The following is a 14,469-nucleotide window of genomic DNA, read 5'->3' on the forward strand; positions in this document are numbered from 1 at the left end:
TGGTTTCTCCTAACAAGTCGCACTTTCTATTTGGTGGAACAGTTTTTCTTTTCTTACGGGCTTCGCTACGTACCCATCCATTCCGGAATCAAAGCACTTTTGAATATCATCATCGATAACACTGGCGGTTAACGCGATAATAGGAGTTTTGCTTAAGCCTTGGTTTTTCTCGTGTTCTCGAATCTCCTTAGTTGCGGTGAAACCGTCCATAACAGGCATCATGCAATCCATCAAAATAATGTCGAAGCTACTGTCGTTCTGGTACATATCAACGGCAATTTGTCCGTTGTCTGCAATTTCAAAGGCGTAGCCGGCTTTTTTAAGCATCACTGAAGCGACTTTCTGGTTCACGCGATTATCTTCAACCAAGAGAATCTTCTCAGATTTGCTTGGTACCGTGTTCAACTCAGGTTGCTCTGGCAATGTTTGTTTGGCTGTTTGTACGCTATGAATCGGTGTGACCGTTGAGTTTGAAGGTGTTGCAGGTGCGCTTTGCGCCGTCGGCAGTGGCATGGCCTCTACTGCTGCGAGAACCTTCTCTTTCAACATCTCGAATTTGAATGGCTTAGGCACGTAATCGTCCATGCCTACGTCGAAACATTTTTGAATATCATCATCAATCACACTGGCTGTAAGAGCGATGATAGGAATACGACGAGCGGAATTGGCCTCTTTTTCAACGCGGCGAATATTAGCAGTTGCTTCAAAGCCATCCATCACTGGCATCATGCAGTCCATAAGAATTGCGGCGTAATGCGGGTTAGCGGTAAACATGTCGACCGCTTCTTGTCCGTTATTAGCGAACTCGAATTCGAAACCGCTTTTTCCAACGTGAAGCCCCGCGATTTTCTGGTTGATCTTGTTGTCCTCGACGATAAGAATCTTGTGCTGAATTGCCTGACCTTGTTGATTGGCTTCGGACAGCTCAGCTAGACCTTGTGAGTCACAAAGTTCAATGGCTTTTATTAAGCGCAAGCCGAGTAGGGGCTGTGATACTTGAGCGGTAATACAGTGCCCAATATCTGCAGGGTCACTTAGGAATGAACGAATCAAACAAATCGTTGCGCCATTCTTGTGGAGTTTGTCTAGGTTGTCTGAATAGTCACTCGCTTGGAATGAATCGTCCTCAGCAAAAATAACGGTGGTTGGTTTGTCGTGTTTTTTCGCAGAAATTTGCTCGTTAATGGTATCCGCGCTGTTGGTTTGCTGAGTAACTTTCAACCCATAGAGATTAAGGTCGCTTTCTATACGTTCAGAAAGCATGTTCTCGTTACCTAGAATATAGATATTTGCTGAGGCAGTGCTTGGTTTCGGTAACATCAAATCAACGGCCAATGTTAGGTCGAAGTAGAAACAACTACCTTCACCTTTAACTGAATCAAGTTGTATCTGGCCACCCATTAACTCAACCAACTGAGTACTAATAGCAAGGCCAAGACCGGTACCACCGAATTGTCTGGTTGTTGAATCATCCTCTTGAGCGAAGGGTTCAAATATTTGTTTTTGTTGCTTTGAATCGATACCAATACCTGTGTCGCGAACGGCAAATCGAATGGTGACATTATCGTCCGATTGTTCGAGTGTTTTGATCGATAGTGTTACGCCACCTTCAGCCGTGAACTTAACCGCATTCGACATAAAGTTCATCAAGATCTGTCTTAAACGGTGATCGTCTATCATCACGCGTGCCGGTGTATCAGGGCTGATATCGACGTTAACCGATATTTTTTGCTCTTTGGCTTTAGGTGCAACAATAGATGCTATGTCGTAAATCGATTCTCGAATTGATGCTGAATGAGGGCTGATCAACAGCATGCCAGATTCGATCTTAGAGAAGTCCAAAATGTCGTTAATCAGGCTTAATAGCAATTGAGAAGAGGTCTCAATGGTATCGACATAATCGCGTTGTGTTGGTGTCAGCGGTGTATCAGACAAGATCTCAGAAATACCAATAACCCCATTCAATGGAGTACGAATCTCGTGTGACATGTTTGCCAAGAAGCTACTTTTGGCCTTACTGGCTTGTATCGCGTGATCTTTTGCTTCTTCAGCGTCTTCTTTAGCTCGCTCGGCGTCTTCTTTTGCTACCGTCAGTCTATCTTTCGCGAGTTCTCGTTCGATGGTCAATCGTTCAACTTGTTGAGCAAACAGACTGAGTTCATCTTTACCTTGGATCAATTTATCTAGACAAGGGCGCGTGTCATCATTTTCGCTTTTTAAGAAAGCTAACACCAAATTTAGGTTGTTGGTGACTTGTCTTGCCAAGCTTAGGGTTAATCCCATAACGATCATTGCGAGCACAGCAACAATGGAAATAAACAAGGTTCGTTGTACTTGCGCGTCGTAGATGGCTTGCTCAACCTCTTGTTGGAATTCTTGCTTGATCACATTGCCTAGGCTTTGCAATAAACTGAGTCGAGCGCTCATCGCTTCCAACCCAACAGATACTTCTTGAGGCGTCAGTTGGCTGATAGCGTTTAGATCGAGTAGTGCGTTTCTGATCTCTTGGCTTTGTGCAAAAACATCATTTCGAAACACTTCAACCATTAGTGAAACTTGGTGTTCGTTGGCATTCAACGACACAAAGCGCTCTAGGAACAACTGTTGTCTTTCGCTTAAGGTTTTGATTTGCTCAGCGAGTTCTGGGTCGTATTCTTGGCTGCTTTGGAATATCTCAATTAATGAAGTACCTAGCTTGAATTCTTCGTTTGACCAGAACATCAACCATTCAAGTTGTTGTAATGCGGTGAGGTGTTGTTGAATTTCACGCTTGGTGTTTTCGAAAGGGACTTTTTCGACTTCAAGTAACAGTTGTTTGTATAAATCACTCTGCCATTCGAGGGCGTCCAATTTATCGTATGTGTCAGTCGCTTCCATCGTTGATAGGGTCGCTTCACTGAAATCTGAAACCAGTTGATTCATTTCATCAGAAGCGCCTAAAAAAATGATAGGCGAGAGTGTTTTCAATTCTGCCTTTACTTGGCTGCTTTGTGTTGCGAACTCTTCAGGGCTAGAAGCGAGGGTACTTCGATATAAGACCGAGATATCTTGAAGGTACACAGATAACTGATTGGTCCGCTCAAAATCGGTTAATTGAGTCGTTAAAATATAAGCTTGTCTGCCAGCAAGGAACAGCAGTAGTGAAATGGGAAGTAGAACTAAGCCAAAGAGTTTATGTTTGACTGAAAGGTTATTCCAGACCGTAATCGCCATATAAGGATCCATCCAACTGTTTTTATATAAAAACAGTAGAATAAAAATTCCGATATGGAAACTTTGAAACGGTAAATTTTACGTAAGTGTGGGAGGGGTATAAGTTCTTGTGATTCCAGAGCTTATTTTGAAATGCGTTCTTTTATTAGTAATTTATAGCGTTTGTCAGTTTGTTTAATTTTATGCTTATTGATGAATAACTTAAAAAGCGTATTAATGAGGACGATTGTTATCGAGGCTTAATTCGAAAAGAAGTTGCTCTAAAACCGTTTTTGCAGAGGGTTCTAATGTCCAAATACCGAGCATTCTGTTTAGTGCAGCGCGATACACTCTGTTTTTGAGTAGGAAGGCGAGTGTGCTCGTATCGTTGTTAAAAACGTGTGTTTGTATGATTGTGAGCTCTGGTTTATTTGCGATTTCAATTTTCTGTAGGTTAAAAGCAGGCAGGAATGAACACTCGTACCAAATCTCAATGATCTCTCGAAGTTCGATTTCTTCTTCAGGCACGTCACAGCCCTGAAATATATGATTCTCAGGAATTGCGGATAAGTAAGCTACATCAAGCTTGTCTGCAACGAATGTGTACATTTTCTTCCTTGTTACCTGTGGTATTGGGGCGAATCATCTCTCTCACTTATGATTTTGTCAATTACATCCATTTCCCTAAATAGCGAATTGTGACTAAGCGTTGAGGTTTTAGCTCAAGCTGTTTAAGTATTTGTCTGTTAAGCCAAAATATTTCAAATTCCCATCCGGCTCTAACACTAAACTCATGTTTGATGTTGCGATCAAACCAGGGTCATTAGTCGAAAAAATCACGGTTTTATTCAACAATTTATCGGAGAACAGGCGATTAAAGTATTGAGCGTTTTCTTGCTCTGCACCGTTGAACGGTTCATCAATGATAATCAGAGATTGCTCACAGTTACCTAGGCCAAGTGCCAAACGCAATTTTTGTTGAATTCCATTCGGGAGACTTTTGCATTTATCCACGCTTAACTGAGTAGCCAAGCCTTCAGGAAGCCATTCATCTAATTCAAAGAAGCTGATCATCTCTTGCATCTTGTCTGTTGGAATCAGCCCGTTGTGTAGAATGAAGTTGGTCTCAAGTGAGCCTTCAAAAATATGTAAATTGAAAGGGATGTAGTTAATCGACGTGCGATAACGGTAGCTATTGAACTGTTTAATGTTGTAACCATCGACAGATACAGCGCCTTGATAGCGGTCTTCTAACCCAGCAATGATTGAGATTAAGGTGGTTTTGCCGCAGCCCGTAGGGCCACAAATGACCACTTTGGCACTGGGTGGCACTTTAAAACCTAGGTTGGTTAAGCCGGTCGCCGCTCCTGCATATCGGTGACTGACACCGCTGCCCACAATGCTGCCTTGGAACTGGCGAATAGGTGGGCTTTTTTCTAAGGTCAATTTGTCGTCATTCATCGACATCAGGTTGTTTATCTGTGCTGATGAAGCCTTGATCGACTGGAACTTGGAAATTGAGTTATAGATACCCATGATTGGGCCTAACGCTTTCCAAACCAAAATTACGGTCGCGAGCATGGCACCCGCATCAGAAGTGCCTTCCATCACGCCGATTACCGCGGTCACGATACTTGCTGTACCAATCACTTGAATCAAACTGCCGCCAGCGGCCTGAATCTTACTGTTAGTTACGGCAACGTTCTCTGCATCGCTGGTGCTTTGCATATGTGAAGCACTGAATCGAGATTGAACGACACGAAGTAAAGGTAAGCCTTGAATGGTCTTGATACCACGAAGGATTTCGTTCCATTGATACGAGACCATCGCATTGGCGCGCGAACTTTTGGATGTGGCTTGCGAGTAGATATAGCGCGAGTAAATACAGAACACTAACATCAGTATTAAACCACCCATCACCACCAATGCCGCTGTACCAGACATCAGAGCTATGGCGATGATAAATACAATAACAAACGGCATATCAAAATAGCTAAGCGTTGATTCTGCAGTCACTAAGCGTCGGAAGGTGTCGATATCTTTCAAGCGAGCTAACTGAGAAGAGACCCCAGCAGTGGATGTCATCGCATAAGGTAGCCACAGCAGCTTAGATATAACGGCTTGCGAGATGTGCACGGCGAGATCTTTACCGGACGTGGCAATGATATTTACCCGCATCTTTTTAAAGAAATACTCCGAGAAGCCAACAATGATGGCAAACAGAGTTAACCAATACAGTGTCGCCTCAGAACTCGAAGTGAGTGCGAAATTATATACACTCATAATAAAGAATGGCTGCAATGCACCGAGAATACTGATGACGAAGCTGAGAATGATCAGGCTTTTAAGTTCATTGTTATAACGATAGAAAGCGTATTTAATCCAATTACTTCTGTCTTGCGATTCCGGAGGTGGTTCGCGGAACAGACGAGAATATTCGCTAATCGCAATCAGCAAACAGGGCTTTTTGCACATTGGGTATTCAATAGTGTTGTTGTTCGTGTAATCAAACAGCAGCAACTTTCCATCTTTGGTGCCTAAGAAGATCGCACTTAGATTCTCTATTTCAATAAAGCATGGGTGAGGGTGCTTATCGATATTCTCGAGTGTCTTTAGCTTAGTCACATCACAGCGATACCCAAGGCGCTCTATGGTTGCTGTGAAGCTGTCGCCATCTTTGGGTTTTGGAATAAAAGCATCGCTGAGTATAGCGGGAGTGCCTTCCCATTCGAGTGCTATCAGGGTGTAGGCCAAACCACGAATAAGTGGCGATTGACTGTAACGTTCGTCGTATCCACTAGATTCAAAATCCAAGACACGTTGCGGCACATTATTGAAGTCTACTAGGATACTCATTGCTCACCTCCGGTAAGTTTTACACGTTTGAGGCGGTGGTTAAGTTTGTCCATTTTATTACTGGCGATGATCAAGATTTTGTCGTTGGCACGATAAGCCGTACTGGTGAGAACCACTCTCGCAAATTCCTCATCAAATACACAATCGATATCATCAAATATCAATACACGCTTACTGGCGAGTAGAGCGCGAACCAATAATAAGGCGTAGCCAACTTGGCGAGAGAATGGGTTACGCATATGGCCTTTGAGTTCTGTATAAAACCCTGCAGGAAGCCCATCGATTTGTGCCTTGATGTTCATGGTTTCACACAGTGCAAACGCCGTGTTATTCAAGCTTGGGCGGAAACAGGTTAGGTTATCGATAATCGTCCCTTCTACGAAAGAACTGGTTTTATCAACCATCAGCACGCTATTGCGCCAAACGTTGTAATTGACGTCATCCAAAGGCGTGTCGTTAATCATGATATCGAGTTTGCTATCACTGTTCTGACGCGTAATACAGTTAGCGAGGTGGGTCTTGCCTGAACCACTTTTCCCTGTCAGCAAATAGGCTTGGCCTAGTTCGAACTCGATGCGCTGCTTTTCAGAATACTTAACCGAAATACGTTCAACCTCTGTTGTCTCGTGTTGATGTTCAACAGAAGCTGCCAATTCAAGCAGGTCAGCGATACGTTGGATATGGAGTTTGTTTAATTCCCAGCGGCTCGCGGTACGCATTACTTGCTGGTAAGGCGCAAAATAACGGTTGGTCAGCATGATGATCGCGGCCATGATGCCTTGACTCGATTCCATATTGATTACGGCAGTCGCCAAGACCACCACAACGCAAGCAATGGATAGCTGTTGGATGAGCGCCAAAATCAAGCCAAAGTTCGACTCGATTTGCTCATATTTGATGTTCTCCACTTCACGCTCTTCGACCATTTGTGTCATCAAGCTTTCAACGCGGTACTCCATGTTTCGCGCTTTAATATCAAGCGGGCTAGAGATGATCTCAATGATTTTGGAGGTAGTTAACCCTTCGATGTCTGACTTATTCTGCAAGCTACCAATTTTCTGTTTGGAAAGACTCCAAGCGAAAATCGCTAATACGGCCGAGGCAATTAGAAGGGTGATACCAGCCCATATGTTGATGAGACCGATAATAAGTATAGTAATCGCGCTAACAGCAAGGTTGATAAGCGCTCGAACCGATTCTCCACCAAAGAAGGTCTTAAGTTCAGGAATCGTTGAGATTCGTTCTAGGTATTCTCCTGGCTCCAAACGGCGGAATTTAGAGATCTCCGCCAAACAGATGGATTGGAATACCTTGTTGGTTAGGTTGGTTTCAAACTGCCTCATGATGACGGACGATATCTTCTCTTCCTGACTTTTTAAGTGGTAGTCGAGGAAGATGGAAATCAAAATAATCGCGAACAATAAGAACAGAGTATCTTGTGCTTGGTTGGGTAACACTCGGTCAAAAATGATCAGAATAGAGAAGGGCAATACCAAACCAAACAGGGTCGATATTATCGTTGAGAAAGTCAGATAACACTTATCTGCCATGTTGATCTTTTGCGAAAACTGCTCAGTTTGCATTACGACCTCCTTTCCTCAATGAATCCGTTGAGAGAAGATGTTTCGGCACCAAATCTTGATTGTCGCGACCTTCAATATCGCTCATTAATTGCATCACGCTTTCGATAGATTGAATCGAGAGTATGCCTTTAATTTGCTCAAGCTTGATGGTCTCGATGATGTAGTCGTATCGTGCGCTTTCGTAGTCTCTCAAAGCGCTGAATAGTTTACTTTCCGCCGCCAGCAAGTCGGTGATAGTACGCGTGCCCAATTGGTAGGCTCTTTGGATCCCTTTATAAGAGGCGTAGTTGGCGCGAATGATGTTTTCGTAACTGCTTATAGACTGCGAGAAATCGTTAATGTTGAGAACTGAGGTATTCACGCTGTTACGTGTGGTGTAAAGCGAATCTTGGTAAAGCAGCTCAGTACGTTTGATGGCCGTCGATGATTTTTGATAACCATAGTAATCAGAACCACCAGACAAGATAGGCACGGCGAGGTTTAAGCCAACACTGGTTGAGTTACTTTCACCTGTCGCTGTAATGTCGGTTTTGTCGTAGTTATTGGCGTCATCGTGTCGATAGCTGGCTGAAAGCGATACGGTCGGTAAGAAGTTCGAACCGCTCTCTTTTAAGCTTCTGCGGCTTCTTTCTACGTTTTTCCTTGCTACCAACAAGTCGTTATTGAGCTTTAACGCCTGATCCATGATCGTGCGTTGTTCGGTTTCGTTGATCTCTTTTAAAGGCACGCTTTCGTATATGTCTTGCGACGGAGTAATAGGGTATTGAATTTGAATAGAGAGCCCGTTGAGAATGACACGTCTATCTTTCTGCAAGGTTCTCAATCGGTTCGACACACCTTCTTTCTGAGCGATAACTTCGTACAGCTCACTGGCTGCGGTGTTACCAAGCTCTACATTACGTCGCATTTGATGTTCACGTGTTTCAGATGATTTAAGCTCAACCTTGGTCGCTTTGATTTGGGCGTTGTTTTTTAAATACTCAAAGTATTGAGAGCCGATTTCCGAAATGGTGCTTTGGATTTTGTTCTCGTGTTTAATCTCTTCGATATTGAAGTCGAGCTTTGCTGTCCCATATTTGAAAATGTCACCAAGATTGAATATGGATTGGGATAACGAAAGGCTGTAACTATTTGAGTTATAGCTAGAGGTTTCATCCGGCACGCTCGATAGCAAGGTTTCATTCTCGTTCCATGTGGTATCGGCAGCACCATTGAGTGAAGGCAGAAATTTAGAGCGACTGATACCAATGTTGTACTCGTTTTCTTCAACACCTTTATCACTGGCGCGAAGAGACAGGCTGTTTTGCAGGCCGAGCTCTACCGCTTCAAGCAGGGTAGTCGCCGATGCTGAAGGTGTCGTGCTTAATACAAGTGCAGCCATGATGCTGCTAGTTAAGTTTTTGTACCGCCACATACTTGTTGATCACCTTGATGATTTGGTCGCTTTTATAAGGTTTGCTGATCACGTAATCCATTCCGGCCTCAATACAAGCCTGATGTTCGTTACTGCTGGTCAATGCGGTTGCACCTATGATGGTACAAGGGTTTTTCTCGTTTTCTTGTTCGAATTGGCGAATGCGTTTTGTGGCTTCGATGCCACCCATACCCGGCATGATGCAATCCATGAAGATGATGTCAGAACGCTTATTCATGAAGTGCTTCACCGCATCGGCGCCATCGCCAACCATGTCGGGTTCATATTCTTGCTTGGTCAAGATTCGTTTCAGTAAGATCTGCTGAACTCGGTCATCCTCTACGATAAGGAATGAGCTGTTTTCCATCTGTTCTTCCGATGCTTCCGCTTCCATAATGGTGAGTAGGTTTGGAATGAACTCGTAAGGGATAGCAGGAGCGTTGATGATCTTGTCGACGAAGCTATGACACTCTTGTGCTTGCTGAGTGTTGGTCACTGACAACAGTAACTTGGTATTTGGGTGGTTCTTAAGCTGAGATTTCACCGTCTTACTCAACGACGGCAGTTTGTTGGGTTCAAAGGTATCGGTCAGCATAATCGCATCGTATTCACCGAACGTTTTCGCGGCAGAGAAAAGTTCATTTGCAGTGCGAATTTCGGTGATCTCTAGCCCCAAGTTACTGAGCATTTTTTTCATCACATCGATACGAACTTGAGTATTAGCACACAAGAGTAAACGCTTGCCATCAAAGCGAGTTTTCTCTGTGTGGAAGTTCTTAGCCTTAAGATCCAGTTCAATCTGGAAACGTTCCTGAGCCCCTGATTGGAACCAGTGACTCTCGTAATATCCGTAATCTTTTAATACGCTTTTTGCTAAGTCATCTGTGCTGGCTGTATGGTCTTTGTGGGCGCTCCAATGGAGTTTATTGAGCTTGGCAACAGAGACATCCAGCGTTGATAAGAAGTTGAGGTTGATGGTGACACGGGTATTTTCCATGTCAGAAGCCGCACCCGATTCAATCGTCACAAACAGCTTCTTATTTGATTTGAGTTGAATAGCGTTAGAAAGTTGAAGGAACAGTATCCAGAATAAGCTGGTGGATTGGCCTGCAACACGATTCGGCAAGTTGTCTGAGATAAAACAGTCAAGTTCGCCTTCATTTCGCTGAATTTTGGCACTGATATGAATCATCAATTCCGACAAGACGTTGAGTAGTGAAAATTCTTTCGATTTGCTTTCAGTACCCTGTGAAATCAAGCGATTATAGTTTTCTGCTAACTCAGATAAAGTACTACATGCAGAGGTAATATCGTTCGCCATCAACACGCCGTTTTCATCGGTTTCTTGAACCAGATATTGGACGCCACCGTTGATGGTGTTTGTAATTCCGCGAATCTCATAGCCGATCAGCGCATACAACTGTTTGTAGAGATCGTTATTGCGCTTTTGGTCTTCTAATTTACTGAAGATAAGTTTGAGATGAGAGTAGATCTGACGCTGTTTGGGGTTGATGCTCACTTCATTAAGAAGCTCTTCAAGACGTTGTAAATCTAGCTGCTTCAGTTCTTGATACAGGGCATCGAATTCATAGTCGATCTCTCGTTCGTTGGAGCTGGATTTTTTCAGTTTCAACATAGCAACTGAGTTGGATAGAATCGTAATCACAGCCAATATCACGACCACCATAAACAACCAGATAAAGAACTCGTTCTTCTCAGACATCAAGTCATTCGCATGGTTGTTAAACATGGTGCGATAGTTGTCATCCATCTTCAGGTAGTTATTGGTTAATGAAAGGTACAAGCCCAATACGTCGTTACGTGTTTTATTGCTATCAGAGAAACGATTGATCGCCAATTCCAGTTGCGTGTATTCGGTTGCTCCAACCAAACTGAACTCGGTTTTGTTCAAAGAGGCTAAAGAGCGAAATTCATCAATTTCACGCTTCAAGTTAACTAGGTTGAATTCGTTAGTACCGCAAGTATCGGTACTTAAGCACTGCTGCAGAGTTTGAATATCTTGTTCTATAGTCTGATTAAGCTTCTGGGCTTGTATGAGCAGTGGGGCGCTTTGGACTTGTGCGACTGAGTCTACTTTTGACCAAGAAAAGTATAAATAGAAAGCGAGCGCAGCCAATACCACGCTAAATAGTATGCTTAAACGTAGAGCCGGTACGGAAATATTGTACGAAGGTTTTCTGCTCATTGATTATCTCTCATCAAAAGCATCCTCGATGGCTGACATCACAGGTTTCGCAGCGTATTCGATCACGCGACGCGAGCCTGTTTTTACATCGGCGGTAAATTCCATATAAGGTGATAGCTTGTATTGAGTGCCTCCTCGCTCAAGAAAGTTTCGGTCAATTTCAATCTCTGCTAAATAGAACTCAGCGTCTTCTTCTTCGTATGATGAACGGCTGATTGAGGCGATGGTTCCCTCAACGAATCCGTATTTTGCAAAGTTATAGGTGTCCATTTTTACTTTTACCGCCTGACCAATTTCGACAAATCCCATGTCTTTACGTGGGATCTTCGCTTCACCGTGAAGGGAGTTATTGATCGGTGCAATATCGGCGATACTTTCTCCTGGCGGAATCACAGCAGAACGGAAATTGAAATGCAGTTTGTCGACCACACCATCGACTGGTGAGTAGACGATTAGGCGATCAACCTTGTCGGAATGCTGTGGTTGTAAGATTCGCTTCAGCTTGAGATCTTTATTTGCTTGAATGATTTGCGCTTGATACTCAGAGTTTCGGTTCTCAACCAAGTCACGGTGTTGCTTTTCAAGCTTGTCGAGTTGGAAACGCTCATTCATCACAGACTCGTCAAGGTTCTCAATCTCACGCACCATATTCGACTCTTGTACTTTCATGTTAAGAACGTCGACATATGACGCCATCTCTTCTTTATAAAGGGTGTTTTTGATGTTGAGCTGCTTACGTATCAGAGAGAGCTGATTCTCTGAGCTTTTGCGACGCTTTAACATTGAACTAATTAACGAGTTCTTGTGCTTAATATCGTGAGTGATGAGTTCTTCATTTGAACGGTTTTTAGAGAACTCTTGCCTCCACGTATTCATGTTGACCTGAACTTGCTCAGGGTATTTCTCAATGAAGGCGTCGAAGTTAGGTTCTACCATGTCGCGTAAGCTTTCATAACGAATCTTATCGAGCTCTATCTGAATAATTTCAGTATTGACGGTATCAAGTTGAGTGTTACGGTCGAGTGAGCGTATTCGAGCGATAGGTTGGCCCTCATAAACGACTTCACCTTTTCTGACTAACAATTCTTCCAATATTCCGCCCTCTAAATGTTGAACTTTCTCCACATCCGATTCCAATAGCAGCTCGCCACGGACGGAAACAACAATGTCGATACGTGCTTGTGACGCCACAGCGATAGCGATCAAAGCGAGCAAGAATATAATGAGCAACGTTTTGTGAACGCTGGTCATGGCACTAGCAAGCACAATAGTGTCATCAGCTGTGACCTTAGAAGCCTCGTTATTGGAAACAAGTGCTTTTCTGAGGTGATGTTCTATTTGGTTATTGCTCATGACTGACCTCGGTTACTTGCCATCTATTACTTCCTTAATATCCAACAAGTGGTTGATTTGTCGATTGACGTTGTGCAATTCAGTTTTGACATCCTCTATTAGATCTTCCGGCGCAGGGAACTCGTGTCTACTCAAGTGTTCCAATTTGGCCATTTTGGGCGGAAGGTCTTGGTCGCAAAGCAACGTTAAGATGGTCTTCAACTTTTTAGAGTAACTATTGAGTTCATCAAAACGATTACCGTTATGAAGCGCTTCTATATTTAGGGCTGCGTCAGAAAAGTCATTGTAAAAGTCGCCTAATAGCAATTGCAGCCCTTTGTGGTTGTTGTCGACCGAGCGCAACAAATTCGTCATGTCTATCATCGCTCCACTGCCTTAATTGCTTTAATCACAATAACTAAGGATCTTTAAACGCAGTTTTCAATTTTTTTTTGATTCTTTCTCTTTAAAAAGAAATTATGAAAAATGTTGTATAAAAAATTGGTTTTTCAAAATGATGTCCTTTAATGCCTCTATAAATACGATCAGTTAGCTAGTAGCAACGGAGGCTGTAATGGCAGGCGAAAATAACCAAAACAACCAAAATGAAGACCTAAATGACGCGGTAGAACAAACGGACACGAACGACGCGGGTACGCCCTCCCAACAGCAGAATCAACAAAATCAACAAAATACGATTGCGTCGACAATAGCGACGGGTGCTGAAAATACGGATGCGGCAGACGAAGTTAACCAGGCTTTAGACGACAATCCGAGTGGTGCAGGTAATGCTGAAGATGGCTCGGCTTCTGGTGCGGCTGTGCAAGAAGAGACGCCAGAAAGTAGCAGTGATTCACAGGCAGCTCAATCCAATGTGGTAGATAGTGTTGCTTCTGAAGGAGGAAGCGCTGAAGGTGCATCGGGAAGTGGTGGTGAGGGTTCTGGTGCAGGTGCACAAGCTGTAGGTGGCGGTGGTGCTGCCGGATCTGAAGGGGGAGTTGATGCAGAAGGCAATCAAGCCCAAGGTCAAGCAGTACAAACTTCAGCAGCATCAAGTTCTTCAACAGATTCTGAAGGGTCACAAGGTGGTGATAATCTAGATTCGGAAACCGCAGAAGAAACGTTTGCAGTCGATGTTCAGGACCAAAGTGGTGAAGCAACAAATCAAGTAGAAGATGATTTTGATTCTGAAACGACGAGTGAAACTTTCCAAATCAATGTAGAAAGTGAAAATGATGCGCCAGAAGCAGAACAAGATCTGGCTTACATAATGGATGAAGATGGCTCCATAACATTCACTCAAGAACAATTACTCGAATACGCAAGTGATGTAGATGGGGACGAGCTTGTTGCTTCTAACGTTCAAGTTGGTGCTGATGCAACAGTTCAAGACAATGGTGATGGTACTTTCACCGTTGTTCCTTCAGCTGACTTTAATGGTGAACTTGACCTTACTTTCGACATCAGTGACGGCCAAGAAACGATTAATAGCGCAATTGATTTAACGGTACGTCCGATTAATGACGCGCCTGTTCCTGAAGATAAAACGTTTGAAATCGAGGAAGATGGAACTCTTGTCTTCACCGACGCTGACCTTCTTTCTGGCGCTACTGACATTGAAGGCGATAACCTAACGGTTGAAGGTATCACTTATGAAGGTACTGATGGAGTACTGACTGATTTGGGTGAGGGCTCATACAGCTTTGCGCCAAATGAAAACTTCAATGGCGACGTGAACTTTAGCTTCGATGTGTCAGATGGTACTGATACCGTGTCTGCAAACATTGATGTTAGCGTGACTCCTGAGAACGATCCGCCAGTTGCGGGTTCAACGTCTTACACCGTAAATGAAGACAATTCGATTACGATTTCTGATGCACAACTAT

Annotated in this window: 9 protein-coding genes; 1 reads left to right on the forward strand and 8 read right to left on the reverse strand. The window is 43.5% G+C overall.

Annotation, left to right across the window (positions count from 1 at the left end; genetic code table 11):
* Positions 1 to 9: 9 nt before the first annotated feature.
* From AB6E85_RS05020 to AB6E85_RS05055, 8 genes are all read right to left on the reverse strand, one after another.
* Complete coding sequence (locus AB6E85_RS05020; RefSeq protein WP_372079262.1) at positions 10 to 3,213, reverse strand: response regulator; 3,204 nt, start codon at positions 3,211 to 3,213, stop codon at positions 10 to 12.
* A 213-nt stretch (positions 3,214 to 3,426) separates the two neighbouring features.
* Positions 3,427 to 3,801, reverse strand: coding sequence for a hypothetical protein (locus AB6E85_RS05025; RefSeq protein ID WP_050621561.1), 375 nt, complete (start codon positions 3,799 to 3,801; stop codon positions 3,427 to 3,429).
* A 108-nt stretch (positions 3,802 to 3,909) separates the two neighbouring features.
* A complete protein-coding gene (locus tag AB6E85_RS05030; RefSeq protein ID WP_050621560.1) occupies positions 3,910 to 6,048 on the reverse strand; it encodes an ATP-binding cassette domain-containing protein in 2,139 nt (712 codons plus the stop codon).
* Positions 6,045 to 7,631: an ABC transporter transmembrane domain-containing protein gene (locus AB6E85_RS05035; RefSeq protein ID WP_248338221.1), complete on the reverse strand. Its 1,587-nt coding sequence runs from the start codon at positions 7,629 to 7,631 to the stop codon at positions 6,045 to 6,047. The genes AB6E85_RS05030 and AB6E85_RS05035 overlap by 4 nt, the downstream gene beginning before the upstream one ends.
* The gene (locus tag AB6E85_RS05040; protein WP_372141699.1) at positions 7,621 to 9,045 is read right to left on the reverse strand and encodes a TolC family protein; all 1,425 of its coding nucleotides are present in this window, start codon (positions 9,043 to 9,045) and stop codon (positions 7,621 to 7,623) included. The genes AB6E85_RS05035 and AB6E85_RS05040 overlap by 11 nt, the downstream gene beginning before the upstream one ends.
* Entirely contained in the window at positions 9,020 to 11,251 is a 2,232-nt protein-coding gene (locus tag AB6E85_RS05045) for a response regulator (protein WP_372141700.1), read from the reverse strand. Before AB6E85_RS05045 ends, AB6E85_RS05040 begins: the two co-directional genes overlap by 26 nt.
* 3 nt (positions 11,252 to 11,254) lie before the next feature.
* Positions 11,255 to 12,604, reverse strand: a complete 1,350-nt coding sequence (locus tag AB6E85_RS05050; RefSeq protein WP_248641622.1) for an HlyD family type I secretion periplasmic adaptor subunit — start codon at positions 12,602 to 12,604, stop codon at positions 11,255 to 11,257.
* Positions 12,605 to 12,616: 12 nt separating this feature from the next.
* Positions 12,617 to 12,967, reverse strand: a complete 351-nt coding sequence (locus AB6E85_RS05055) for a hypothetical protein (protein ID WP_050650488.1) — start codon at positions 12,965 to 12,967, stop codon at positions 12,617 to 12,619.
* A gap of 190 nt (positions 12,968 to 13,157) precedes the next feature.
* On the opposite strand from AB6E85_RS05055, the gene AB6E85_RS05060 reads away from it, so the two are divergent.
* Positions 13,158 to 14,469 (forward strand): cadherin-like domain-containing protein (locus AB6E85_RS05060; RefSeq protein ID WP_372141702.1); only part of this gene is annotated, 1,312 nt, incomplete at its 3' end.

The organism is Vibrio sp. 10N.247.311.51 (genome assembly GCF_041467855.1).
Classification (GTDB): domain Bacteria; phylum Pseudomonadota; class Gammaproteobacteria; order Enterobacterales; family Vibrionaceae; genus Vibrio; species Vibrio coralliirubri.

Bases quoted from the DNA above. Each gene is read 5' to 3' on its own strand.
- AB6E85_RS05025 (WP_050621561.1), bottom strand. From the start codon at position 3,801: ATGTACACATTCGTTGCAGACAAGCTTGATGTAGCTTACTTATCCGCA.
- AB6E85_RS05020 (WP_372079262.1), bottom strand. From the start codon at position 3,213: ATGGCGATTACGGTCTGGAATAACCTTTCAGTCAAACATAAACTCTTT.
- AB6E85_RS05040 (WP_372141699.1), bottom strand. From the start codon at position 9,045: ATGTGGCGGTACAAAAACTTAACTAGCAGCATCATGGCTGCACTTGTA.
- AB6E85_RS05055 (WP_050650488.1), bottom strand. From the start codon at position 12,967: ATGATAGACATGACGAATTTGTTGCGCTCGGTCGACAACAACCACAAA.
- AB6E85_RS05050 (WP_248641622.1), bottom strand. From the start codon at position 12,604: ATGAGCAATAACCAAATAGAACATCACCTCAGAAAAGCACTTGTTTCC.
- AB6E85_RS05045 (WP_372141700.1), bottom strand. From the start codon at position 11,251: ATGAGCAGAAAACCTTCGTACAATATTTCCGTACCGGCTCTACGTTTA.
- AB6E85_RS05035 (WP_248338221.1), bottom strand. From the start codon at position 7,631: ATGCAAACTGAGCAGTTTTCGCAAAAGATCAACATGGCAGATAAGTGT.
- AB6E85_RS05030 (WP_050621560.1), bottom strand. From the start codon at position 6,048: ATGAGTATCCTAGTAGACTTCAATAATGTGCCGCAACGTGTCTTGGAT.